The sequence below is a fragment of the Nostoc sp. PCC 9305 genome (genome assembly GCF_963920915.1).
In the GTDB taxonomy this organism is placed as follows: Bacteria; Cyanobacteriota; Cyanobacteriia; order Cyanobacteriales; family Nostocaceae; genus Nostoc.
This window is the reverse complement of the sequence record NZ_CAWUDN010000048.1, coordinates 20,197-46,107: the sequence shown is the minus strand read 5'-3', so window position 1 is coordinate 46,107 and position 25,911 is coordinate 20,197. Positions and strand designations below refer to the sequence as shown.

The 25,911-nt window shown below is 41.2% G+C and carries 21 protein-coding genes; 6 read left to right on the top strand and 15 right to left on the bottom strand.

The genetic code is table 11. The features are described 5' to 3' along the window. Nucleotides 1–18: 18 nt before the first annotated feature. The 10 genes from urtD to ACM0OX_RS18795 all read right to left on the bottom strand — a co-directional run bounded on the left by urtD (nucleotide 19) and on the right by ACM0OX_RS18795 (nucleotide 13,605). A complete protein-coding gene (gene urtD / locus ACM0OX_RS18840) occupies nucleotides 19–765 on the bottom strand; it encodes an urea ABC transporter ATP-binding protein UrtD (RefSeq protein WP_414516589.1) in 747 nt (248 codons plus the stop codon). Continuing rightward, nucleotides 740–1,858: an urea ABC transporter permease subunit UrtC gene (gene urtC, locus ACM0OX_RS18835; RefSeq protein WP_414516588.1), complete on the bottom strand. Its 1,119-nt coding sequence runs from the start codon at nucleotides 1,856–1,858 to the stop codon at nucleotides 740–742. Before urtC ends, urtD begins: the two co-directional genes overlap by 26 nt. A gap of 30 nt (nucleotides 1,859–1,888) precedes the next feature. Continuing rightward, nucleotides 1,889–3,049, bottom strand: coding sequence for an urea ABC transporter permease subunit UrtB (gene urtB / locus ACM0OX_RS18830; protein WP_414516587.1), 1,161 nt, complete (start codon nucleotides 3,047–3,049; stop codon nucleotides 1,889–1,891). A gap of 138 nt (nucleotides 3,050–3,187) precedes the next feature. Continuing rightward, the gene (urtA, locus tag ACM0OX_RS18825; protein ID WP_414516586.1) at nucleotides 3,188–4,504 is read right to left on the bottom strand and encodes an urea ABC transporter substrate-binding protein; all 1,317 of its coding nucleotides are present in this window, start codon (nucleotides 4,502–4,504) and stop codon (nucleotides 3,188–3,190) included. Nucleotides 4,505–5,148: 644 nt separating this feature from the next. Continuing rightward, entirely contained in the window at nucleotides 5,149–5,499 is a 351-nt protein-coding gene (locus tag ACM0OX_RS18820; protein ID WP_414516585.1) for an ester cyclase, read from the bottom strand. 159 nt (nucleotides 5,500–5,658) lie between these two features. Beyond that, nucleotides 5,659–6,798: an NAD(P)/FAD-dependent oxidoreductase gene (locus tag ACM0OX_RS18815; protein WP_414516584.1), complete on the bottom strand. Its 1,140-nt coding sequence runs from the start codon at nucleotides 6,796–6,798 to the stop codon at nucleotides 5,659–5,661. A 39-nt stretch (nucleotides 6,799–6,837) separates the two neighbouring features. Then, nucleotides 6,838–7,728, bottom strand: coding sequence for an isopenicillin N synthase family dioxygenase (locus ACM0OX_RS18810; protein WP_414516583.1), 891 nt, complete (start codon nucleotides 7,726–7,728; stop codon nucleotides 6,838–6,840). Between the two features lie 4 nt (nucleotides 7,729–7,732). Next, nucleotides 7,733–9,769, bottom strand: a complete 2,037-nt coding sequence (locus tag ACM0OX_RS18805) for a bifunctional metallophosphatase/5'-nucleotidase (protein ID WP_414516582.1) — start codon at nucleotides 9,767–9,769, stop codon at nucleotides 7,733–7,735. 397 nt (nucleotides 9,770–10,166) lie between these two features. Beyond that, on the bottom strand, nucleotides 10,167–13,184 hold the full coding sequence (locus tag ACM0OX_RS18800; protein ID WP_414516581.1) for a UPF0182 family protein: 3,018 nt from the start codon (nucleotides 13,182–13,184) through the stop codon (nucleotides 10,167–10,169). A 253-nt stretch (nucleotides 13,185–13,437) separates the two neighbouring features. After that, nucleotides 13,438–13,605 carry a hypothetical protein gene (locus ACM0OX_RS18795; protein ID WP_414516580.1) on the bottom strand — a complete coding sequence of 56 codons (168 nt, stop codon included), beginning with the start codon at nucleotides 13,603–13,605 and terminating at the stop codon, nucleotides 13,438–13,440. 178 nt (nucleotides 13,606–13,783) lie between these two features. On the opposite strand from ACM0OX_RS18795, the gene iolM reads away from it, so the two are divergent. The 6 genes from iolM (at nucleotide 13,784) to ACM0OX_RS18765 (ending at nucleotide 20,952) form a co-directional block, all read left to right on the top strand. Beyond that, on the top strand, nucleotides 13,784–14,971 hold the full coding sequence (gene iolM / locus ACM0OX_RS18790) for a scyllo-inosose 3-dehydrogenase (protein WP_414516579.1): 1,188 nt from the start codon (nucleotides 13,784–13,786) through the stop codon (nucleotides 14,969–14,971). A gap of 165 nt (nucleotides 14,972–15,136) precedes the next feature. Beyond that, nucleotides 15,137–15,565, top strand: a complete 429-nt coding sequence (locus tag ACM0OX_RS18785) for a VOC family protein (protein WP_334843000.1) — start codon at nucleotides 15,137–15,139, stop codon at nucleotides 15,563–15,565. Between the two features lie 399 nt (nucleotides 15,566–15,964). After that, nucleotides 15,965–17,329, top strand: coding sequence for a guanitoxin biosynthesis MATE family efflux transporter GntT (gene gntT / locus ACM0OX_RS18780; protein ID WP_414516578.1), 1,365 nt, complete (start codon nucleotides 15,965–15,967; stop codon nucleotides 17,327–17,329). A gap of 284 nt (nucleotides 17,330–17,613) precedes the next feature. Continuing rightward, nucleotides 17,614–18,369, top strand: a complete 756-nt coding sequence (locus tag ACM0OX_RS18775) for a sterol desaturase family protein (RefSeq protein WP_414516577.1) — start codon at nucleotides 17,614–17,616, stop codon at nucleotides 18,367–18,369. A 156-nt stretch (nucleotides 18,370–18,525) separates the two neighbouring features. Next, nucleotides 18,526–19,761, top strand: a complete 1,236-nt coding sequence (locus tag ACM0OX_RS18770; RefSeq protein WP_414516576.1) for a DUF4336 domain-containing protein — start codon at nucleotides 18,526–18,528, stop codon at nucleotides 19,759–19,761. A 54-nt stretch (nucleotides 19,762–19,815) separates the two neighbouring features. Next, nucleotides 19,816–20,952 carry an aminotransferase class I/II-fold pyridoxal phosphate-dependent enzyme gene (locus ACM0OX_RS18765; protein WP_414516575.1) on the top strand — a complete coding sequence of 379 codons (1,137 nt, stop codon included), beginning with the start codon at nucleotides 19,816–19,818 and terminating at the stop codon, nucleotides 20,950–20,952. Between the two features lie 216 nt (nucleotides 20,953–21,168). Here ACM0OX_RS18765 and ACM0OX_RS18760 read toward each other — a convergent pair whose 3' ends face one another. The 5 genes from ACM0OX_RS18760 to ACM0OX_RS18740 all read right to left on the bottom strand — a co-directional run bounded on the left by ACM0OX_RS18760 (nucleotide 21,169) and on the right by ACM0OX_RS18740 (nucleotide 25,817). Continuing rightward, nucleotides 21,169–22,146, bottom strand: a complete 978-nt coding sequence (locus tag ACM0OX_RS18760; protein WP_414516574.1) for a hypothetical protein — start codon at nucleotides 22,144–22,146, stop codon at nucleotides 21,169–21,171. A 396-nt stretch (nucleotides 22,147–22,542) separates the two neighbouring features. Beyond that, a complete protein-coding gene (locus ACM0OX_RS18755; RefSeq protein WP_414516573.1) occupies nucleotides 22,543–23,958 on the bottom strand; it encodes a GNAT family N-acetyltransferase in 1,416 nt (471 codons plus the stop codon). Between the two features lie 188 nt (nucleotides 23,959–24,146). Then, entirely contained in the window at nucleotides 24,147–24,446 is a 300-nt protein-coding gene (locus tag ACM0OX_RS18750; protein ID WP_414516572.1) for a chorismate mutase, read from the bottom strand. A 119-nt stretch (nucleotides 24,447–24,565) separates the two neighbouring features. Next, nucleotides 24,566–25,204, bottom strand: coding sequence for a cupin domain-containing protein (locus ACM0OX_RS18745; RefSeq protein ID WP_414516571.1), 639 nt, complete (start codon nucleotides 25,202–25,204; stop codon nucleotides 24,566–24,568). Between the two features lie 16 nt (nucleotides 25,205–25,220). Then, on the bottom strand, nucleotides 25,221–25,817 hold the full coding sequence (locus ACM0OX_RS18740; RefSeq protein WP_414516570.1) for a hypothetical protein: 597 nt from the start codon (nucleotides 25,815–25,817) through the stop codon (nucleotides 25,221–25,223). Nucleotides 25,818–25,911: the final 94 nt, after the last annotated feature.

Here is a 25,911-nt window from a genome sequence, read left to right as displayed (position 1 = left end):
AAAGTACAATTGAGTTTTTCATTCTTCTTGTTTTCCCAAATAAACCTCAATTACACGAGAGTCATTTTGCACTTCTTCAAAATTACCTTCGCATAGCACCGAACCTTCATGTAATACTGTTACTTTCTTGGCAATTTGACGCACAAATTCCATATCATGTTCAATTACTAAAATTGAATGACTCTGCGCTAATGCTAAAAGTAGTTCGCCGATGTTGTAGGTTTCTTCATCTGTTAAACCCGCAACGGGTTCGTCAACAAGTAATAAATCTGGAGACTGTGCTACTAACATCCCAATTTCTAAACGTTGTTTTTCTCCGTGAGAAAGTAAACCTGCCCTGATATCGGCTTTTGGCGTTAAACCGATGGTTTCTAATAATCCTTTAATATTATTCTTTTCAATAGCATTAGAACGTTCAAACAAAGTAGAAAAGACATTTTTCTTCTTGTTACTAGTAATTTCTAGATTTTCACGGGGCGTTAAGTTTAAGTAAATTCGAGGTGTTTGAAACTTGCGTCCAATTCCCAATCGGGCAATTTTATATTCAGGTAAAGAACGCAGGTTTCTTCCTTTGAATAAAACTCGCCCCACGGTTGGCTGAACTTTCCCGGTAATTACATCCAAAAACGTCGTCTTTCCCGCACCATTGGGGCCAATTACTACTCGTAATTCACCCACATCCATACTAAAATTAAGCTGGTTTAAAGCCTTAAAACCGTCAAAGCTAACAGTTACATTTTCAGTTTCCAATATTTTCGCGTTCATGTTGCACTTCCGGGTCTTCTTCCAAGGTGGGATATGTAGCAATTTCTTGACGACGGTGGAAAAGAGAAATATTCTGACTACGCAACCATCCCACGATACCGTCAGGAAGGACTGTGACGACTATCAAAAATAGTGCGCCTTGGAAAAATAGCCAGATTTCGGCAAATTGTTCGCTTAAAAAAGTGCGGGCATAATTGACTAACAAAGTTCCGACAATCGCCCCAATTAAAGTAGCGCGTCCGCCTACAGCTACCCAAATTACCATTTCAATCGAAAAGGCAATATCCATTGCTCTGGGTGATACAGAACCACTTTGAATGGTGTAAAATGCTCCTGCTATACCTGCGATCGCACCGGAAACTGCAAACACCAACACCTTAAAATCTGTAGGGTCATAGCCAGAAAATCTTACCCGACTTTCATCATCCCGAATCGCTATCAACAACCTCCCAAAGCGTCCAGTTGTCAACCAGCGACAAATACCGTAGGTGGCTGCAAGAAACACTACCGTCAGCGTGTAGAAAATAAACTGTGTTTTGGCATCGCTCACCGTTGCGCCAAACAAAGTTGTAAAATCTATCAGTCCGTTCGTGCCGTTGAAAAATTGTTGTTGACCATTAAAGAAGTTGAAAAATACAATAGTTCCGGCTTGAGTCAAGATAGAAAAATAAACACCCTTGAGGCGATTACGGAAAACCAAATATCCCAACAAACCCGCCAATAACCCCGGAATTAGTACCACAGCAGCTATTGTCAAAGGAAAAGAATAAAAAGGTTGCCAAAAGGCGGGAAGTTCCGTAACCCCATAAAGCCCCATGAAATCAGGCAATTCTCCAGTAGGGACTTGCAACTTCAGGTACATTGCGATCGCATATCCACCCAAACCAAAGAAAATACCATGTCCCAAACTCAATAAACCAGTATACCCCCAAATCAGATCGATACCCAAAGCTGCGATCGCCAGCGACAGAAATCGCCCCAACAAATTCAGGCGAAACTCCGACAGCACAAGTGGCATGATAATTATAAGGAAAAGTGCGATCGCGATCGTCACCCCCACCTCAATTAATAACCCTCCTCCCCTCTTCTTCATTCTCTGCGTCCTCTGCGTCTCTGCGGTTCGTTAAACATCAACAGTACGTCCCTTCTGCGGAAAAATCCCCCCAGGCTTCCACTGTAAAAACACAATAATCAGCGCAAATACCATCACCTTCGCCATACTCGTCGTTGCAAAAAAAGTAAACAAATCAGCCAAAGGTTTAACAGGACTCAACAACAAAGCCAGAGTCCCAGAACCAATTAAAAAATTAGCCGTGCCAATACCCAACGCCGCCACAATCGTCCCGGCTAAATTGCCCACACCCCCAACGACAACCACCATAAAAGTATCAATAATATAGTTTTGCCCAGTATTTGGCCCCACAGAACCAAGCAAACTAATCGCACATCCCGCCACACCAGCTAAACCCGAACCCAGCGCAAAAGTAATCGCGTCCACCTTTTGAGTTGGAATACCCAAACAAGCGCTCATACTCCGGTTTTGCGTCACCGCCCGAATTCTTAAACCCCAGCTAGAACGTTGTAAAAATACATAAATTCCTGCCACACAGATTATTGTTAAAGCAATAATAAATAATCTGGCAAAGGGTAATTGCACACCACCTAAAGATATCCCTGCTTGTAACCAAGTCGGTGCTGTTACATCTACATTTTGAGCGCCAAACCAAGGTTGAGTTACTGCTAACTGATAAGTTTGACTCAATAAATTGCCCGTTGTGATTGTCACCCCCAGCGATAATAAAAATATCACCGCCACAATCCAGTTACGAACCCTTCCTAAATCTGTGCGGGAATTTAAAATCCATAAACCTCCAAAAAACAGCAGAGAAAATAAGCCTAGACCAATTACCAATACCCAATTCACACTGCGAACAAACTGCTGAAAAATTAAACTTACTCCCCAAGTTGCCAATAGAGTTTCTAATGGCCGTCCATAGAGATAACGAATTACACCTCTTTCTAAAATTAATCCCACAGCAGCCGTGAATATAAACGCAATAATCAAAGCCAAAAATATATAGACTTCAAACCACACCCCGCCCAATTGCTTACAAACATTTTGCACAACAAATGTTGTATAAGCGCCGAACATCATTAATTCACCATGCGCCATATTGATGACGCCCATCAATCCAAATATAATGGCTAGTCCCAACGCGGCAATCAATAATACCGCGCCAATACTAATACCATTAAATACAGCTTCTAAAAATCCTGCTAACACTTATTTCTCCACAAAAACTATCAGCTAATAGTTAGTACCTCATGTACCTCGTTCCCAGTCTCAGACGAAACGAGAAAAAATTGACTAATTCGTAATTTGTAATTAATTACGAATTACGAATTACGAATTACGAATTATTTAAGCTTTCTTGAACTTACCACCCTTAGCAGGGTCACTCCAATCACAAGCAAATCCCTTAGTTTCTTTCACAAATTGATTCCAAGGAACTGGTTCAACTGCTGTCGGAGTAGCATAGACAATATCAAATAAACCATCTTGCCTAACTTGACCAATCCGCACAATTTTGGATATGTGATGATTAGCATCCATTGTCACTTTACCTTCAGGCGCATCTAGAGTTTGACCATAAGCCGCAGCACTTACCTTAGCTATATCTGTACTACCAGCTTTTTGTACTGCTTGCTTCCACAAATAAACTGCAATGTATGCTGCTTCCATTGGGTCATTTGTCACCCGATTCTCACCGTATTCTTTTTTGAAAGCTGCTACAAACTTCTTATTAGCAGGGGTGTCTACTGTTTGGAAATAGTTCCAAGCTGCATAATGACCTTTGAGATACTCTACACCAATTGCTTTGACTTCTTCTTCGGCAATACTTACAGACATAGAGGGATATTTATCTGGTGTCAATCCAGCCCCTTTTAATTGTTTGAAGAAAGCAACATTACTATCACCATTTAAGGTGTTGTAAATCACGCCACCATTGGGCAAGTTTTGCTTTATTTTAGTGATAATTGGTGTAACTTCTGTGTTACCAAGAGGTAAATAATCTTCACCAACTGTTTTTCCGCCTAAAGCTTCTAGTTGAGCTTTAATGATGGTATTAGCTGTCCGGGGAAAAACGTAATCAGAGCCAACTAAGAAGAATTCTTTGCCCTTATTTTTTAACAGCCAATCAACAGATGGTTCAATTTGTTGATTTGGTGCAGCGCCAGTGTAGAAAATATTTTTAGAACACTCTTGACCTTCATATTGCACAGGATACCAGAGCATGTGGTTTTTGCTCTCGAATACTGGCTTAACATTCTTGCGACTAGCAGAAGTCCAACAACCAAAGACTACAGCAACTTTATCTTGATCGATTAGCTTAGTTGCTTTTTCTCTAAAAGTATCCCAGTTAGAAGCACCATCTTCGGTAATTGCTTCAATTTGTTTACCTAAGACACCACCAGCAGCGTTAATTTCTTTGATTGCTAACTTTTCAGCATCAACAACGCTTTTTTCACTAATAGACATCGTACCACTCAGAGAGTGCAAAATACCTACTTTGATCGTGTCACCAGCAGTCGCCGCCGCTGGTGAAGTCGTAGGAGTTGCGGCTGGACTCTGTGTAGCAGTTGGAGAATTATTCGCGCAAGCTTTCAAAAAAAAGCTGCTTCCAAAAGTTAAAGAACCGTAAATTATAAACTTGCGTCGGTTAAATTGTCTTCTCATCTTTTTATGAATTTTCCTGTTGATGAATTAGCCAACTTATAGAAAGCTGACAATATCAATCTTTAAAGTGTGATATTAGTGCGATAGTTTACTAGCAAAAAGTGACGCCTTATACAAAAAAGTTTGTTTTTGTAATAAAAAACAAACTTTTTAAGATTAAGCTTTGTTAACTTTATAAAGATTCTCATATCTATGCAATACGTTATGGAAGAACAAAACCTTTCTCTTCCACGAACGTCTTTGATTCTAGACAGTTAAAAACTGCCAAGTATCTAGGCATAAATAAATTTATTGTTTGTAGTCAGGACTTTAGTCCCGATAATTCTTGCTCTGAGCGATGAATCGCTCACTACAAACTACGAGTTTATTTTATATTTAATTATGTCTACCTACTTATCTCTTTTCAAAAGTCTGGTATGTGCTTAACAGATAGCTGGTTAACACAACAATAGTTTTAATCAACTACTGCTATTATTCAGATATTCCTGGTTCAATCCGTGCCCCAAGCTGAAGAACCCGTCCAAGGTCGTCAGCGTTTCGCCAGGTTTCAATTATCTTGCCGTCGGCAATATACAGCAGTTTCGGCAGCTATGAGGTACATCCTAAAAGCTGAAAGCAATGATAGGAGAGGGGCAAGGAGAAAACTATATTGCATAATAGCCGGAAGCGCTGTAATGAATGAACGTAGCAGTGAAAGTCTGTTGACGGCCGCGACTAGGTATGCCAAGAAAACTCTCCTGAATGCAGGTATTAGTCGCACGCACAACAACTTTGTCACCTTCAGCGATTACGTCTTCAATTGTCCATTTCTGCTGGATAGGGCCAAATGAACCAAAGAGTTTGCGTACCCCTTCAGGGCCAAGGGGAAGTCCCGGTAAACCGCCGTGCATTTTCCAATTCGGGGCGGTTATTTCGCAAATTTCTTCGATTTTATGCTCGCTAATAAGTTCCATCCACCGTTGAGCAATGATTTTGTTGTCCTCAATGGAAGACATTGCTGCTGTTCCTCTACTGAAAATTAGGCGAACTCTAATTGTTTATTTAGACAGACAAGATGCACTATTGTCAATTAACCAAGTTTGAGATTGAATTAAAATCAGTGCAGCGCTTAATCTGCCAGCATCAGTAATATTTGTGTTTTTCACTGCGGGTCTTTAGATTAGCATTTGTTTAATAATTTCATCTTCCTGGCCAGTTGCAAAATTAGCAAAGCGCTTTGCCAAAGGTGGTATAAGTACTAGGGGATTACTAAATCCAGAGAAAACATGAACGCCTTCCAATCCTGGAATAGCACCAATTAAGGGAAGTTGATTGCTACTAAATGCGACTAAGCAGTGATACCAAGTCCCTGGTAAATTCTCCAATGCTGGTAAAATTTGACCAACACCTTTGCGCAACCATTTTTCGCTTACGTCTGAGTTTACCTCGGCTTGAGGATCTGCGATCGCACGGCTAATTTGACCGATGCGGATACTACCATCTTGAAACTGAATTGCACCCACGTCTAAAATCGGTGGTACTAACTCATTACCAAGTTCATCCCATAATTCATCAACTTGAGTAGATTCAGCTTCTAGTTGAAACCGTTGCTGATTCGCTGGCATAACTAAGGTGCGTAACCTGACATCAACGGCTGGGGTTTCAATGATTTCTTCGTGGGTAAAATACAGCTTGATGGAAACACCAGCAGATTTGAGCATCTGGCGGCTGAGTCCACCCGCACAAACAACAACGTTAGCGCTGTGGAAAGTTGCAGTGGTGGTTTGGACACCATGTTGCAATACTTGCAATACTTGGGTAATCTGCATTTCACCCCCAGCCCGCTCAAAAGCTTGGATGTAAGCTTGTGCTGTTTTTTCTGGGTGAATATGACCGTGTTTGACAGTTAAAGCCCCAGATATCGCCTCTCGATTTAGCTGCGGTTCCAACTCACAAGCTTGTTGAATACTGAGTAAACGAGGTGGAATGGCACAATTATTATATAATGCCGCAGTTGTTTCTGGGTTGTTATGGGCTGAAATAGTCAGTAATAAATCTAATTCTCGAAATTGAATATCAGCGTCTAACTCTTGAGATAAGATATGGTAACGTGCGATCGCTTCTTCGCACAATAACCGAGTTAGTGGTGTAGTACCCGACCAATAGGCAAGCCCACCATAACTATAGCGAGTTGCATTCTGCGGTCTGCTGTATTGCTCCAACAAAAGTACAGAAAACCCACTTTTAGCCAGTTCATAAGCGAGTGCAGCACCCGTAATTCCGCCACCAACCACAATCCAATCGTAGGTTTTCATATTAAATATCTTTCTTAATTACGAATTACGAATTACGAATTACGAATTACCATAAGTTGCTTGTAAACGGCTTAAAAGATATTCTCCCGCCAGGATAGGGGGATAGATAGGCGATTGTTCTTTCTGGCAACTCTCCAAACAAGCAATTTTTGTATCATCATTAGGATGACAGAAAAAAGCCATAGAATACCGCGACTGATTCACTCTTTTATCAGTGGGAATCATCACTCGATGCTTAGTTGAGCAAAATCGATGATTTGTCCACCGTTGCATTAAATCGCCAGTATTGACTATTACAGTATCAGGAATTGTAGGCGCAACAATCCACTCTCCAGATGCTGTCTGTACTTCTAACCCGCCAATGTCATCTTGGAAAAGTAAGGTAATACTGCCATAATCGGAATGCTCACCAGCACGCACCTGTCCGAGTTTCGGTGGTGTCTGCAATGGCGGATAGTGGAGTAAGCGCAAGGTATGATTTTGTTGATTATGTCTTACAGTAAAAAAATCTTCTGGCAATTCCAACGCCAACGCATAAGCTTGTAATATCGTATTAGCAAATTCTGTGCAATTATCATAAAAGGTGACAAGAGAAGCATCTATTCCTACTGCTTTTTTGTTTACATTAAATGCCTCTTTTAAGTCGCCTGGTTGATTGGGGTTAAGACGTTCTCTTTCAATCCCAACGTAACCCATATTACTAAATTCATCACTCCAGGCTTGCTTTTGCTTAACTTCTAAAGGTAAATTGAAAAAAGATTTGCTGTGAGTGAATACTTCCTCAATCAGGTCTTTTGATATTCCTGAATTTTGCAAGTACATGAAGCCAATTTCATGACAAGCTTCATAGATTTGTTTGATGACAGCTTGCCGAGTTATTGCGTTTCCCTTAGTAAAATTAGTGAAATCAATTACTGGAATTCTAACCATTGATTTAAAACACCACATCTTTACGCAACTTCAGATTTTGAATGCGAGTATCTTCGCTAGGTGATACATCCTCCTGAGCAAATGGAATCTGCTTAAAGTTAGCAGCCAGGTATTCTGCTAATGCATCTTGCTCAGAACCATCAGCAGCAAAGGTAGCTAAACCTGTGCGTTTAGCATCTTTTGATATCAAATCAACCCGTTCTCTTTTCGGAAAAGGATAACCATCACCACCACTTGCTAGAAAGTTTAAGGTGACAGCGCGGAAGATGCGATTAGAGTCACCTACTAACTCTGCATTTTTCACCACTACATCAATAATTTTGCCTTTCCCATCTTTGATAGCCAGAGATTTAACACGCTTACCTGCTGGCAAATCTGGGTCAAAGCTAAAGGCTAATCCTGCAACTTGGGGAAAACTACCAGGGGTAGCACCGGGTGCGATCGCTGCTACACTGTGTTCAATTACTGCTATTAGTTCTTTAGCATTCAAAGTAACTAAAGTCAAACCATTGTTGAACCGTAAAGCATTGGCGATATCAAGTTGAGAAATGTCTTTTTCTTTCTTACCTGCTACAGGATTTGCTTGGGGTGGCAGTTTGATAACATCCTGTGAGCGAGTCGAACCTGGGGGAAAGGTATAGATACCGATATTGTCACGGATACCACCACCATTTTTGATAGAAATGATAGTTTTAGGATCGTATCGTTTAGCGATCGCTAAATTAGCTTCGGCTGTCAAATTCCCTAAATTGGTTTCTTGAGTGCGGACATCACCCCGCCAGCCGTTAAGAAAAACGTTGGTTTTCCCAAAAATCTGACTATCTTGGGCAATAATCACTTTTTTAAGTGCTTCTGTAATGGCGACAATTTTAGCATCGGGTTTCCCGCCTACAGCTGCTACACCTTGGGAATCAGTCGCATAAGCACCGCTGATTTTAGGGTCAATACTTTTAGGAATAATCACACCATTGGCATCAAAGTTAACTACTAAACGACCAACATAGCGATAGTTTCCATCGGTATTAACTACAGCTATTGGATTACCATCTGCGGCTTTTTTGATGATTGGATAAGTTCCAGCAGATTTATCACCCACGCGCAGACGGTCTGTTTTGTCGGTTAGTAAGGTATTGGAACCACCAGCAACAATAATATCTACTCCCTTAAGTAATTGTGCTAGCTTTTGCTCAATGGTAATTTGCTGCATGTGTGCTAACAGAATTACTTTATTAATCTCTGGGTTTTTGGTTAGCAGCGTATCAACAGAAGTTTGAATTTCAGCAGCCAAAGCGGCGATATCTGCGGCATCGCGGTCATTAAATTCTTTAGGCAACACAGTCACACCACCGGGAGAAGAAATAGTCCGCAGTGTGGGAGTTGTTGCCCCAACTACAGCAATTTTTTCACCGTTGACGGTAATTATGGTGCTACGGGCAATTTTATTGGGAATTTTACTTGCTTCTTGCCCATCAGCAGTAACTAATTTTGCCAGGTCTTTATCAGTGCTGAAGTCGAGATTCGCGCTGAGATAGGGAAATTTTGTACCTGGGTAATCTTCTTTAGCACGGAGTAAGTCGGCAACAACACCCGTACCTAAGTCAAATTCGTGATTGCCAAAGGCGATCGCACCAAACCCAAGAGCATTTAAAATTAAAATATCTCCCCGCCCCTGACCACCAAAAACTGTGTCACTGGCAAATAAGAAGGGACTGGGAATATAAGCATCTCCAGATGAAAGGATTAAGGTATTAGGATAATCGGGTTTGCCATCACGATTAGCATCCTGATTTTTCAGTGCATTCAACACCGCCGAAAAGTTCGGTGCATCTTTCAGCGCTGGGACACCTGCTTCTTGGTCGGAAGTATGTAAAAGTTGTAGTGTGAAACCTGACTTCTGTGCTGTTTTAACTTGCACCACACTACCAGTAGTTCCTAAAAATAAAAAGATGCTAGATATAATGAACCAACTTAAATAGCTAGTTCTTAAATCTCGGCGATTAAATTTACTGAAAAATCGACTTTTCCGATCTAAAAAAGACATAATAAATTTTCTAGCTCATCAGTGGTGAATAATTTTTTAGTGTATTATCAATATTCCATAAGCAATATTTCATAAGTTAATTTTAATATTCATCTTCATAGCTGATTGGAAATTGCCCATATATAGGAAAAGATTATAGATAAAGAGTAACAAAGGTAGGAAAAGTAGGATATTTTCTATTACCCCTTGATTATCAGGTTATTACACGATAATTTGAATCTTATGTGCAGCTTGGGAAAAGGAGTTTGGGGGTATGTAAAAAAGTCACTGCAATTTTGAAAGGAAAGTTTTCAGATGAAAAAACTGAAATAACATAGGGAACATAGAGTTAAAAAAATGCGCTTTTTTTAACTCCTTTTATGTTGATACTTATGTAACTTTTTAGTTTTAAAATCGCTTAACCTGGTGGGGCTGCTTCTTCAAAGGGACGGATAATCGCCGGGGCTGGTGTAACTTCTGGTTTAAAGATTCCCTGCAATGCTTGTTCTAAGGTTTGCGCCATGACAATCCGGTTTTCGTAGGCAACTACTACCCGTACCAAAGTTGGCAGACTATTCTGTGTGGCTTCTAGATAGATTGGCTCGACATACAGCAGCGATTGCTGAATGGGAATTACTAGTAGATTGCCTTGAATTGCTCTCGAACCCTGGCGATTCCACAAGGAAATTTGCTGAGAAATTACTGGGTCTTGGTTAATCCGCGCTTCAATTTGCTCTGTTCCGTAAATCAGGCGTTCTTTAGGAAAGACATATAGCAGCAGCTTACCGTAGTTTTTGCCATCCGATCGCGCCGCTAACCAAGCGATTAAATTAGTCCGCTGTCTGGGAGTGTAGGGTAAAAACAGAAGAAATTCTTCTCTACGAGAGGCTGCGCCAACAAAGTCTACAGTGGGTAAACTAGTAATCAAATAATACGGCTCTACCGGACGGGGTTCACTGCCATAGATTTCATTAGGAATCTGCCACTGGTCTTCCCGGTTGTAAAATACTTGGGGGTCGGTCATGTGGTAAGTCATCAACCGCTCAGATTGAATTTTGAAAAAGTCCACCGGGTATCGGGTATGACTGCGGAGATTGACTGGCATTGTATTGAGCGGTTTGAACATATTGGGAAATATCGCTGACCAAGTGGCAATAATCGGGTCGCTCCGATCGGCAATATAAAAATTAACGCTGCCGTTGTAAGCATCAATCACTACCTTGATCGAGTTACGAATGTAGTTGATACCATCGCTACCAGTGTCTGAGTAGGGATAGCGATCGCTCGTTGTGTAAGCATCAACAATCCAATAAAGATAACTGGGATTACTGGGGAAATCTTGATCAGCAGCACCAGCAGCAACTAAATAGGGGTCGCTGTCAAATTTCAGGAAAGGTGCGATCGCTTGAATTCTTTCCTTGACATTTCGTCGCAGTAGCACCCTTGTCTCTGGCAAAAAGTCCCGCGTCAGCACCATCTGCCAATCTTTCAAATACGTGGCAAATAGCCAGCGTCGCCATGCTGAACCGATTTCAACACCACCCAGACCATCGTAAGAGTTGTAAACATTGTCACTACCGCTAGGATAGTCTAGCTCTCTAACTCTTGTGCCAGTCATTACATAGGTATTGGCGATTTCACCGTAATAAATTCGTGGTTGCCCAATCGGAATACTTTCACGAATGCTTTCACTAGAAGTTGTCAGAGCGCTACTATTACCGCTAATATCTTTGACAAAATATTCTGGTAGACCACCCGCCCCAACTGTATTAACTGGGCTAACAGTAAACCCAAAACCGTGGGTATAAATTAAATGGCGGTTAACCCATGTTTGAGCTTCCTGTGGTACGCCAGTGTAGTCTAATTCTCGTGCGGCAATTAGTACCTGCCGCCGTTCTGTTGATTCAACTGCTTCCTGCTTAGGTTCTGGTGGCTTTTGCGGGGCAGAGGGTCGGCGTGAAGTTACATCTGTTTTCAGAGTATATCGATCGATATCGGCATCGGGAAACCGATAATACGGGCGAATTTGTTGCAGTTGACGGTTAGTTTCTAAGAGTGGTCGTTCATCCCAAAGGCGAATATTGCGAATTGTCAAGTCATTCTTTTGAATATCAGCTTCAGTCAATGTTCCTTGCGGGTTAAAGCTTCTAACATCGATCGCCTCTAAATCGAATGCTTGGCGAGTTAAGGCAATAGTCCGCTGAATGTAGGGTTGCTCTCGTTGCAACTCATTAGGTTGAACAATTAAATATTGCACCACAGTCGGTAAAACAACATCAGCAGCTACAACTAATACTAAATAAACCCCTAACCCGTAAAAGACAAAACGACGATACTGAGATTTTGCTTTCCAGAAAAACGTTCGCCCAAGTAGGTAAAAGGCGATCGCTACTGCCACAATGCACAAAACGGTATAAGCTGGCAACTGGGCTGTCACATCGGTATAGCTAGCACCATAACTCACTCCCCGGCTAGAATATACAAGTTCATAGCGACTCAGCCCATAACTCAAAGCCACTACCAGCATCAACAAGCCACCCATGCCGAATAAATGACGCTGCTGCTGGGGCGAAAAACCGGGGAAAATTCCCTGACTCAAACTATCCGCCGATAAGAGATAAGTGAGAGTAACGGCGACAAAGCCATACAAACATAATCCCATCAGCCAGAGTTCTAGCAGTTCCCAAAAGGGTAAGGAAAATACGTAAAAGCTGATATCTCGACCAAATAAAGGCTCAGTGCTGTTGAAAAGGGTAGGGTGCAAATATTCCAGCACCTTTGGCCAGTGTCGGAATATGATGAAGGCAAAAATGGGACTGAAGAGAATTGCGATCGCAGTGAGTAAAAATTGGGGATAGATTAAAATTGTGATCGCTACTCCCCCAATTAAACCGAGATACCAGACTTGAGAGACAATCTGCTTCAAAAGCTGCCAGATTGTCTCCGGTCGAAATAGGGCGGGAACGGGTAGAATAGCCTGATTGACTGGAGAATGCCAGTAGAAAAGAGCAATTTGACCATAGTGAGCCAGCATTAACCCAATCAACAAGCTCAATATCAGAGTTAAGGGTAATAACCAGCGTAATTTTAATGCTTGAAAGCGTTGTGGCGCAAGTATCCGAGTTTCATTGCGTCTTGGATAATTAGGACTGAGAAAATTTGTTAATTCACCGTTGAGTTCTGCTTGCTCAATTTTTACAGACTGGGAATATTTTAGCCGTTGTGCTAAAGCCAGGTTTAGCAGTAGATAGGCAGCAGTTATCCCAGCCACGACTACCCACAAAATACCACGAGTCAGCAGCCTCAACAAAAATACTTGAAGATAGCCGACTTCCCGAAACCAAAAAATCTCTGCTCCCAGACGGGAACCCAGATCCAGAAGTAGCCACAGCCCCAAAAATCCGATTAATAGCCTAAAGCCCCATTTCCAATACATTGATATGTAATTTAAGAAGAACGCCAATTCTGTATTTTCAAGCCGTTTACTCTTTGAAATTCTCGAATATTAGATGTTGCGATCTATACATCAACTGCAAAAACACCACAAAGCCAGAATTGAACAATATCGATTTCGCACAGACCCCAAGGGTTACTTGGGTAATTTAGAGAGTCGTCTTCTCTAGTAAGTTTTACCACACTAGGCTTTTTAGGCTATTTCGTCGCCCCGTTAGAACAAGAATTCATCAAATTCACCAATGGTAAGGAGATAACCGTAGAGATGGCTTGGCATTGGGAGTGAGAACGAGTATTGCAATATGCCAGTAGTTGAAACGGCGATCGCTCAACAGTTTCTTGTAAAGATTTAATAACTTTTTGCTTAACTGTCTTAATTGTCTTAACTGTCCTTGTATTTTCATTGAAAAACTTAGAGTATATGCATATTCAAATCATACTTCAGGAATTTCACATAGCATTTGTCACAATCAACACATATATCTTGCCACTTCACAAACTACTGCCATAGTATTCTGCTCCAGTGTTTTACTAAGACAATCCGCTTGCAGGCATCGCGGGAGTGGGGTGAGAAATCCCTCTGTGAAAAATCATTCATTACAAGTAATTGGAAATTATTTAATGAAAGCGTTACTAGCTGAAGCTACATGGACACCCAAGAAGCAAAACCTTAACAAAAATTCAGGTGTTATAGGGAGCCTTGCTTGGAAAGATCCACAATTTAAGATTGTTGATAAAAGCTTCCCTGTTCTTAAGCATGATGAGCTTCTAGTAAGGGTTAAATATTGCGGTGTCTGTGGGTCAGATATTCACGTTTATGAGACAGATAAAGAAGGGTATATTCTATTTTCTGGCCCTACCAAGTTACCCATTGTTTTAGGACATGAGCTTTCAGGTGAAATAGTCGAAGTTGGTCAAGAAGTTAAAGGATTTTGCCAGGGTGATATTATAACTACAGAAAGCATTTTATGGTGTGGACACTGTACTCCTTGCCGCACAGGAATGCCGAATCAGTGTGAAAATGTAGAACTGTTGGGATTAACAGTAGATGGTGGCTTCGCTGAATATATAACTCTCAAAGCAAAATATTGTTGGAAACTTAATCACTTACAAGAAAGATATTCTTTTGAAGAGGTTTGTAAAATAGGTACTTTAATAGAACCTATCGGTTGTGCTTATAACGGTATCTTTATATCGGGAAATGGTTTCTTACCTGGTGCATTTGCCATAGTCTATGGTGTAGGAGCAATTGGACTAGGTGCTGTGATGTTACTTAAAGCAGCAGGTGCAGCAATAGTAATAGCAGTTGATTCTATTGAAGAAAGACTCAATATTGCTAAATCAATGGGAGCTGATTACGCTTACAATATAGCCTCCAAAAATGATTTTTCGGAAATGGTTCAAGAAATTACAGGAGGTTGGGGAGCCGATATCCAAGTTGAAGCCGCAGGAGCAGCTAAATATACCATCCCAATGATGGAAAGAAATATTGCCAAAAGAGGAAAAATTATTTATTTAGGTAGGGCAGAGTCAGAAGCATTTATAGATTTGAATAGTCTTGTAAGTGGGGCACATACAATAGTAGGTTCTCGCGGACATTCTGGGTATGGCATATTTAATAACGTAATCGCCATGATTCACAAAGGAAAACTTTGTGGAATTGAAAAACTTATAACTTCATCTTTCCCCTTGAGAGACATTTTAAATGTTTTCGAGTCTTCGCGTTCCAGAAAAGATGGAAAAATACTAATTAATATGCACTCTGTATAAGATAATCAGAAAATAGTTACTTATTTAGCAGAATTATTGCCTGCGGGATTAATATCATTAATGCATTTACACCTCTAATCTTGTTGGCTACTTCAGCATACTATTAGGAGTTTAAAACAAGCGATTAATTACCTTACTTGGAATTTTTGAAAGTAGTCTTTAGCAATGAACAAAACTTTATTTCATCTGACTTTCCCTGTGACAGACCTTGCTCTGGCAAAAACATACTATGTTGATGGTTTGGGTTGTATTCCTGGTCGAGAAAACCGCCAACTTTTAATTCTTAATCTCCACGGACATCAATTTGTTGCTTTCTTGACTAAAGAAACCCTTGTACCTCAACCTATATACCCCAGGCATTGCGGAATTGTCTTTAGCTTAAAAAGTGATTGGGAAGAAGTACTTTCAAGGGCAGAGCAACAAAAGCTCACTTTTAGACAAAAACCTGAACTCCGTTTTGCTGATTCTTTTATAGAGCATGACACATTTTTTTTAGAAGATCCTTTCTATAACTTGATAGAGTTTAAACATTATCGTCACCCGGAAGCAATCTTTGGGTATTATGATTATACGCAAATAGAAGAACGGGTTTGACAGGGGTTAAAATAATTCGTAATTTGTAATAACGTTCCTACCTCGCTAACGTAATTCGTGATTAAATGAGGAGGAGATTTATCAAACAGAATTCAGAACTCAGGAGTCAGAATTCAGTATGAATTATGCACGACTGGTGGATGAATAAGTGAGTTTAAGACCCCCGCTAATTGATTCTGGATTCTTCTTCAATTACAACTAATTCAAAATTACCAATTTGACAATTTGGTGTGGTGTTGCGCCGAAAATAACGAACTACGAATTAGCTAAATTAGGACTTACGCACGGGTAACGGAAAACGAACCACAGAGGGCGCAGAGTTCACGGAGGAATGAGAGTTTGAGAGGGTTTTTGCGTAAGTCCTATAAATATCTAATCGCATCAGCTAACTAATTTTAAATGTTAGGAAATAATGACTTGCAAGACCGATGGATTCCTCGCTATTTCAGATTAGCGATCGCGAATATGCTCTCCAATTTAATGGTGCCGTTGTCTGGAATGGTTAGTGTTTCCTTTTTAGGACACTTGCAAGACATTCGTCATTTAGCTGGCGTTGCACTGGGGACAGTTCTGTTTAATTACTTCTATCGAACATTCAATTTTTTGCGTCTCTCTGTGACTGGCACAACTGCTCAGGCGACTGGAAGGAACGATCGCGAGGAAGTACTACTGCTAGGCTTACGGAATGTTTTAATTGCCCTCAGCTTGGGATTTGCTGTTTTGCTCCTACAATACCCACTGCGAGAGTTGGGGTTTATTGTCTTGAATAATGCTCCAGAGGTGAAAGCGGCCGGAGTGGACTACTTCAACATGCGGATTTGGGGTGTACCTGCGGTTCTGGTGAATATGGTGCTATTCGGCTGGTTGATGGGGCGCGAACAGAGCCAGAAAGTGTTGGTTTTGTCGGCTTTTGGCAACATCCTTAACATTGTCTTAAGTTACCAGATGATTCTGCGAGCGGGTTGGGACAGCGTGGGAGCAGGCTTGGCACAAGCTTTGAGCCAATTTCTCATGATGGTGCTTGCACTAATTTGGGTCAAGAGTGAAATCCAGTGGCAAGATATCCGTGCCGTCGCGCCTCAGCTTTGGGACAAATCTGCCTGGAATGAGACTTTTGCCCTGAGTCGGGAGCTTTTTGTGCGGACACTGGCAGTTGGGTTTACCTTTTGGGCTTTTACCAATCTGTTTGCTGGGATGGGAAGAATCGCCTTTGCAGAAAATGTCTTGCTGCTTGAGTTGATGACGCTAGGAATTCAAATACTCAATGGCTTGTCTTATGCAACAGAAACTTTGACAGGCAACTTTCATGGCACAAACGAGCAGAGGCGGATAGTGCCACTACTTGGCATTTCTGTAGGCGTGACTCTGATATTTGCAATTACCATGTCCCTTGTCTGCATCCTGTTTCCTCAGACGGTATTTGGGCTACTCACAAATCATACGGAAATAACCACCCAGAGCGATCGCTATATTCCCTGGCTAATGAGCGTACTGGCGCTGTATGCCTTCGTCGTCTCAATTGAGGCTTATTTCTTTGGTTTAGCAGAAGCATTAATACTCCGAAATGCGGCTTTTATTGCAACTGGGTTAGGGTTTATTCCCACAGCAGCCCTGGCTTGGAAGTTACAGAGTGTCCATCTGTTGTGGTTGGCGATGTCTTTATTCATGGTGACTAGAGTTGCAGTGCAGGGAATTCAGATCCCTAGAACCTTGAAACTAGCGACAGAAGATATTGTTCCTGCTCAAAAGACTCAAGCTTCATGAAGAAGAATACAGAATTCAGAATTCAGAATTCAGCAATCTTGACGCTCGTTCGCGTAGCGTCTCCCCTTGGGAGAAGACTCGCTTAAGAGAAAATACTAATGTTCAGCTTATCTATTGAAACTATAACTAATATTTCTTTGGACTGTGCATTACTTGGTTTAGCCTTATTTGCGGACTGGGTTGCCCCAAAGTGGAAGCGAGTTTGTTTGTGTTTGGCGATAGTAGGAATTACATTGTTGTTTGGAAGAACAGTAATTTTGTATAATTGGCTGATACCGTGCATAATGCTTCTCATTTTATTGATAGAAGCACCGTGGTCTCAGAGTTGGTATAATTGGTCTACAAAAGAAATATTAGAAACATTGGGCATTAATGCTTGTGCTGACCTCTCAACTATAGTTGTTGTAGCACTCACGTTCGGGCATTTACTCAAAGATTTTCCATTAGGAACAGGAAACTGGGGACTTGTCACTATAGGAGTTCCGATTTGGCTTCAAGTGGTAGTATTTTTAGTATTGATAGACTTCCAAAGATATTGGTTTCATCGATTAGACCATTCTTTTATATTTCTTTGGCGTTTTCACAAGATCCATCACGGAATCTCCAAATTCAATGTTATTTCCTCTCAAAGAGCGCACCCCAACCATAGGATAGGAAATACTATTTGCTATTTAGGGATTGCATATCTTATCGGCATCACAAAAGAGGCTTATGTATTAACCCTAGCGTGTAGTTTAATCTTTGATATCTACCTTGCTCACTCAAATTTGAACTTTCCGCGTCTAAATGAAAAGTTTCCGTGGTTTGCTTACCTAATCGTTACCCCCAATTTTCATGGGTGGCATCACACGGTTCACTGTCGATATAATGCCAATCTGGCAGACTTTTTTCCATTTTGGGATATCCTATTTGGAACCTTTGAAAAGCCCTATGGAAACCGTTGCGACTGGCAGTTTGGGCTGCAAGAAAGCGAACGACTGCCGTCGTCAGTGTTGGGACAACTCATGTCACCCTTTAACAACATTGAAAAATTACATTGAAGCCCCTAATTGTCTAATTGGGTATCTGTGATTTGAACGATAATTTAGCCAAACGGTCACGAAATACTTCAAAATGCTCAACAAGCGTGCTATATCAATCTTAGTAGCCACTACAGCACTCTCATAACTGGCGCGCGCCAGGATAATGGAACGACGATGAATTCACTTGGATCTCAGTCGAGGGTTGAACTACAAGATCGAGGGATGTCTCCTTTGAACAACCCCAAGGATTGGTCATGGCCATTCTGGGCTGCTGTCCCACTTTACCCCTACGGCAGGCGGCGGACACTTCGTCAGGAAATAGTTCAGGATACTATCTGGACATTCGATCAGCTTCACGGCATTCTCTACACCATCGTGCCGATTCGCATGACTATCGTCAAGCTCTCTGCCGGAGGACTTCTGGTCTATGCACCCGTTGCTCCAACAACTGAGTGTGTCCGCTTGGTTAATGAGTTGGTAGCAAAGCACGGTGAAGTTAAGTACATCATACTGCCAACCAGTTCTGGTCTGGAGCATAAAGTCTTCGTTGGCCCCTTTGCTCGTCGCTTTCCTCAAGCACAAGTCTTTGTTGCCCCGCACCAATGGAGTTTCCCGTTCAACCTGCCGCTTAGTTGGCTAGGCTTTCCCCAAAAACGAACTCAAGAACTCCCAGAGGACTCAAGCCTTGCTCCCTTCGCTCTGGAGTTTGACTATGCAATATTGGACATCGACTTGGGACGAGGATCTTTTGCAGAAGTTGCATTGTTTCACAAGCGATCGCGCACTCTGCTTGTAACTGATTCTATCCTTTCTGTGCCAGCTGACCCACCAGAAATCCTCCAATTAGATCCTTATCCCTTACTGTTTCATGCCAGGGATAATGCCTGGGAGATAATCGAGGACAATGAAGACAACCGTCGCAAGGGATGGCAACGCATTTCACTGTTTGCGATTTACTTCCGTCCAAGTGCCTTAGAAGTTACTTCAATCGGACAGATGTTTCGTGATGCTCTCAAAGCACCACAGCGATCGCTAAAAACGTACTTTGGTTTATTTCCTTTTCGCTGGCAAGAAAACTGGAAGCAGGCATTCGACGCTCTACGAGGTCAGGGACGACCATTTGTCGCCCCGATTTTGCAAATCCTCATTTTTCCTCAAGCACCAAGCCAAGTCCTCAAATGGGCTGATACAGTTGCAAGTTGGGATTTTCAGCAGATTATTCCCTGTCACTTTGACTCGCTAATTAAAGCAAATCCGCGTCAATTTCGGCAAGCATTTGCTTTTCTGGAAAAAAATCTTTCTTCTAACGAAAGCCAGCTTTTATTGGAGGAAGACTTAAAATTCATTCAGGAACTTGAAGCGGGTCTAGTTAAACGCGGTATCGCAACGCCAGCTAAAGAGAATTTGTAATCAATTAGCTGAATTATTTAAAACCATTCATCAAAATTTATCTTATTTATTACTATGAAACTTCCCACTTTTAAACTAGAAGAATATTTCTCTCGCACGGAGTTTAAAGCTCCTTATTTGATGTGCTGTAGCGATGCAGAAAGTTTCTCTTTGCAAGAAATTTTAGCATTGGCTGATGATGAAACAAGGAGTATATGGGAAACATTGCGATTAGGGTACACTCAAGTTCAAGGTAGTCCTCTTTTAAGAAGTGAGATTGCCCACCTCTACCCTGGGTTACAAGCAGATAATATATTGTGCTGTGCAGGTGCAGAAGAAGGAATATTTTGTACCTTTTTTTCACTGCTTAACAAAGAAAGCCATGCTATAGTTGTCACTCCTTGCTATCAATCACTCCATACATTAGCTTTATCATTTGCCGGAAGCGTTACGACAATTGCACTTGACGAAGCTCATGGCTGGAAGCTTGACCTCGATCGAGTCAAAGATGCAATTAGACCAAACACAAGATTAATAATTATCAACTTTCCCAACAATCCGACTGGAGCATTACTTAATGAAAATGAAGTCAAAGATTTGATAGATATTGCATCAAGTCATGATATGTATATTTTTTCTGATGAGGCATATCGATTGTTGGGAAGCTCTTGTTTGACTTGGGATGTTCCTCTTGCTTGTTTGTATCCAAAGGTAATTAGTTTAAGTGTTATGAGTAAAGCCTTTGGTATGGCTGGGCTTCGCATAGGCTGGATAGCAACACAGAACAAGGAACTACTCAAATCAATTGAGTTTACAAAATACTATACAACCATTTGTAATAGTGGGCTTTCAGAAGTGGTTTCTCTCATAGCACTTCGTGCAAAAGATATAGTCCTGAAAAGGAATTGTGAAATTATTGACCATAATCTATCCCTACTCGATAGTTTTTTTAGTCGCAATCACACTCTCTTTTCTTGGGTACGTCCTGCTGGTGGATGCGTAGGATTAGTTAATTCGCATATAGCAACACCAATAGACATATTTGCTCAAGAGTTAGTAGATAATACAGGTGTTCTGATTATTCCAGGTTCTGTTTTTGATATAGAAGGAAATACATTTCGGATTGGATTTGGAAGAAAAAATTTTCCTGAAGTGTTAGAAAAATTTGAAACCTATGTGAGCAGATATCTAAACAACAGTTGTCAGTCTTGAGGAGTTGATTCCTTGATTTTCACGACTTATACCCCAATACGCTTGGGTTAAGGGCTACTGGCAAAAATTTTGGGTTTTTGAGACGCGATAAATCGCCGTCTCTACAAGTGTTTTGATCTTATCTGAACTGTATTGATCTATACCCTGGTGACTTGATGTAGAGACGTTCCAGAGAACGTCTCTACAAAGATTGCTTCTTCGGACTCTGGAAATCAACTACTTTTGATCGTACCCCAACAATCCCAAGCCAAATTGATAGGCACATTCATCTAGAGCAGTTAACAGATAGCCTCCCTCCTGCACTAAACAAAGTGGCATAGATGATTGGGCAAAAATCTGACCAATTTTCTCGAAAATAGAGGGTGGTAGATGCCAACCTCCATGAGGATCGTTGATAATAATGTCATAGCCAACCGAAACAACCATAGCCGCGCAACCAAAACTTAAAGCCTTTTTAATTAGCTGCTCAATTGCGGTTAAATATTCTTCTGAACTAGGTGAATGGGAAAAAGGAATGAAAACTTGTCCGTCGCTAGCAGGATGAACTTCTTTGTAAGGATAACTCAGTATTGTTGAGCTGTGAATAGAACCAAACCAAACATCTGGTCGTGATGCTAGTAAAGCAGCAGAACCATTGCCAAAATGAAAGTCTATATCAATCAATCCTACTGGGCCGATCCCAGATTCCTGAAGAGTAACTACAGCAGCAACCGCATTATTTAAAAAACAATATCCTCCCAACCAAGCAGGGCCAGCATGATGTCCGGGAGGTCTGCACAAAGCATAAGCCAAGGAAGCTCCCTTAGCTATTTGTTGTGCTGCGGCGATCGCAGTTCTAGCTCCTTCACGAGATAAGTCGTAGACACCTGCAAATAGAGGAGTATCTGCCTCAATTCCCCGGTCAACATAGGGATATTCAAACAGTAATTCTTCTCCGACTAGCGCCCGATTCCAATGAGCTAAAAATTCCAGATACTCCTGATGATGAATTTGTTGGAGAATGGTATCAATGTAGCGATCGCTAACCTCTGCTGTGGAAAAATTGCACTCAGGAAGACGCTGTAAACCTTGAATAATACACTGGGTGCGCTCTTCAACTTCTCTACCAGCTTGATTCCCCTCAGAAGTAACAATGATTGGAGATGCTCCTTGCATTTCTTTTTGCAAGCTCACCTCCAACGACAAATGACTCATGCCATCACCTTCCCTAGACGTATATCTGTATTTGTCATGTCTTTCCTTAAGGACTTCCAAGAAATAAATTATCCAATCTTGTGGGGTGGGCATCTTGCCCGCCTTTGACTATGGGCTATCGTGTCGCCCACCCCACAATAAATAGTTGTATATTTTTTTATTTGGAAGTCCCTTAACAGTAACTCTTTGTAGCCAAAATAATGAAATTTAAGCCCTGAAAGGCTTTCAGCTATTGAGTTCTACTAAAGTATTATAGGACTTACGCACGGGTAACGGAAAACGAACCACAGAGGGCGCAGAGTTCACGGAGGAATGAGAGTTTGAGAGGGTTTTTGCGTAAGTCCTATATTAGTAATCTAATGGACTTTCAGGGATTATATTCCCATGCAAAATTGCCTATTCCAACATCTTCCGCATTCGAGGGCCAAAATCTTCAAAGCCACTCTTTTGATAAAAATGGTAAGTGTTAGAAAAGCTAGGAAATTCATGAGTTGGTAAACAAACTTCTATCCGAGAAATTCCTTGTTGACGACTGTAGGTTTCAACAGTTTGAATGAGATTGTCTCCGATATTTTGACTTCGATAGTCTGGATGAACCCATAATTCCTGAATTAGTAGATAGGAACTTCCCACATGAATCGTTTCTTGCACGCTTAAGGTAATCAAACCGATGATAGAGTCGTTGTCCCCTTGTGGATTAGCCACGAAAATAGCACCAGGATATTTTCCTTCAATCAAACGCTGACAAACTTCTGCTGCTGTAGCAGGAAGTTGAAATTCTGGAGTACCTCTGATTTCCGCTACCAAAGAACAAACACCTGCAACTATGCCATGAATGTCGGTTAACTCAGCAGAACGAATCTGGTATGGTTGTCGAGTTACAGGCTTGGGTGTAGTTGTTTCTAAAACTGAACCTGTCAGCCAACGGGAGGCTATTTCATCTTCTGCGTTGTCCAGCATTTTCTGGAAACGCTCTTGTAGCCGTTGGGTAATAGGGCCGGGAATTTGGCTACCAAGAGCGTTTCCGTCCACCGCTGCAATGGGACGGATCTCGTGATAAGTTCCGGTAACAAATACTTCATCCGCCACCATTAAGTCTCCCAAAGGCAGGGGTACTTCTTTGACAGGGATACTCAATTCACTCGCCAATGCAATCAGCAAACGCCTTGTGACTCCATCAATACTCTGAGGAAGAATAGGAGTATACAAAACAGAATCTTTGACGATAAAAATATTTGCTCCTGTCATTTCGCAGATGGTGCCATCTGGATTTAACATGAGATTACCGTCAAATCCTTGTTTTTTAGCGTTGCGATCGGCAGCAGCTTCAATAGCATAGAAGCCACTAATTTTAGCTCTAGAGAGGCTAGAACCAGGCAAAGGACGGCGGATATGACTAATTCCTAAAGTCAGTGGTGGTAAAAATCCCGGTCTGTCAGAGCGCCAAGCTAGAACCAGTGCTGCCGTTGGGAATGGAGAAGGATCTAACGCTAAACAATTTCCGTTTGGATACACTAACAATCGCACATATCCCTGTTGTAAATTGTTCTGTTTTATGGTTTGCCACAATGCTTTGGTAATTTCTTCGGGTTCTACAGGGGATAGTCCCAAAGATAACATTGACAATCTTAGTCGGTTGAGATGTAAATCTAATCCTAATATCTTTGAGCCATTGGGAGTGGGGTAAACTCGAAATGCTTCAAAAGCAGCAGTTCCAAAATTGAGGGCATGATTATCTGCTGGCAAACATGCAAGCTCTGTTGGGACGATGCGTCCATTCAGGTAAGTCCAAGAGCAAAATTCTAAAGCCATATAAAAATCCTTAATCAGTTGTGATATGCAATTAGCGATCGCCTGGTTTCAATTGATTAGGACTTACGCACAAGTAACGGAAAATCGAACCACAGAGACACAGAGAACACGGAGTAATAAGAGTTTGAGAGATATTTTGCGTAAGTCCTGTTGATATAGAAACCATACTCATGAGTTTTGTGGAAAAATCAGTGGTGTTGAGGTTGCGCTTCTATAATCTCATCTTCCATACGGCATGTTTCCTGAATGATGAGGCTGTACAGTTCAACCATGAATGCTCCATCTAGCCCATGCTGCATCGCCAGTTCCCGACGACGTTGTTTCACAGCTTGCACCCGCTCCGGTTGCATCATCGGAATTCCTTGTTGCTTCTTAAACTCAGCCACCCGTTTACAAATTTCAAACCGCTTGGCTAATGCCTCAATAATCTGAGAATCTACGACATCAATTTCTTGTCTAAAACCTTCCAGTCCGCTTAGGGTTTTCATTACTATTTTTACTCCTTGCTGATTTATCGATCTTTGAATAAAGCGATCGCCTAATTTTATCCTCTTTACATTTATTGAGAAATCGCCTTTTACTATCCTCAAGCAACCAAATGGGAATCTCATGGCAGCGAAATTTTAATTAAAGAAACCGCTCGATCTGAAATGCTATATCCACCATGAGAAACACCTGCGGGAGCATAGTAAACAATACCATATTCGAGGAGTCTTTCTTCCTCACCTATTTTCATTCTTAATTGATCGTTGAGAATAATGCCAATTTCCTCTGTACTAGTTATACATGTGGGCAATTTCTCATGTGGAGGAATTTCTAGAATCGCTATTTCAAACCAGGAACAAGCACCAAATTTACAAGGAAAACCTGTAGTTTTATCTATTGAAGGCTCTAGCTTGAGGATAGGGTCATCAATATGTTCATCTAATTGAGATTTTATGAGATATTTCATCTCAACTCCGAGAATAGGTTCTTGAGAAAGAATCACAGAACCATGAGGAATATTACTCCCTGAAACATACACTTTTTCAAATGGTTCTAAAATTTCTTTCTTACCATCGACACTGATTTCTACACAGCCGTTAAAAATCATACCCATTTGACTTTCTGGATGTTGATGAGGCTGAAAAACTGCTCCCGGTAAGATATTAGCTAATTGCACAAGTATTTCTTGACATTGGAAAATAGTCAATTCTAAATCTGGGCGCGGTTTGATAATTTGAGGAACTGGGAAAAATATTGACATTTTTGAATCTAATTAATTATGCATGAGCAAGTTCTAATTGGAAAAGTTGGGAATTTTTGATGCCAATCACTCCCTGCTGTTGATTTTTCTGGCGACCATATACGAGCCAAGCCGTTTGGACAGAGCCAATAACTTCATCAACTACTAAAATGTCGGGATTTTCTTCGGCAAATTTTAAAGCTGCGATCCCGCTATCATACTTACCTGCTAGTAAGTTTTGTCCTACTATGGGCTTTGCTGTTTCATAGATTAATTTATCCCAGCGTTCTGTCTTGACATAAGCCTGGGTAGCCGGCATTAGTCCTAAACTACGAGGATGTTCTACATCACGACGAGTTAGCACTCCCATAGGGGTAGTTGGACATAAGAAGCTATCAATTACGAATACTTCTCGAAAGTACTTTTCTGTTAATTCATACACTTTAGGATGAGCAGAGTTTTGAATGATAAAGTCAACTTTACCATCATGTAGTTGCTCCAGTGCTTCTAAAAGATCGTTGAACAGTTCTACTTTTGCATTAGGCAATTCCTGAAATGCAATGTAAGCTTTAGTTGCTCGCTCATGGCAAGTGCCAGATGGCCCTAGTGTTGCGAAAATTAGTTGTTTATTCATGACGATAATCTGTGAAGGAGAATCCAATCGTTTACCCGATCAAAAAGTATTGCCAACTGCTCACAAAATCCAAGAAGTTTTGGAATTACTTGAA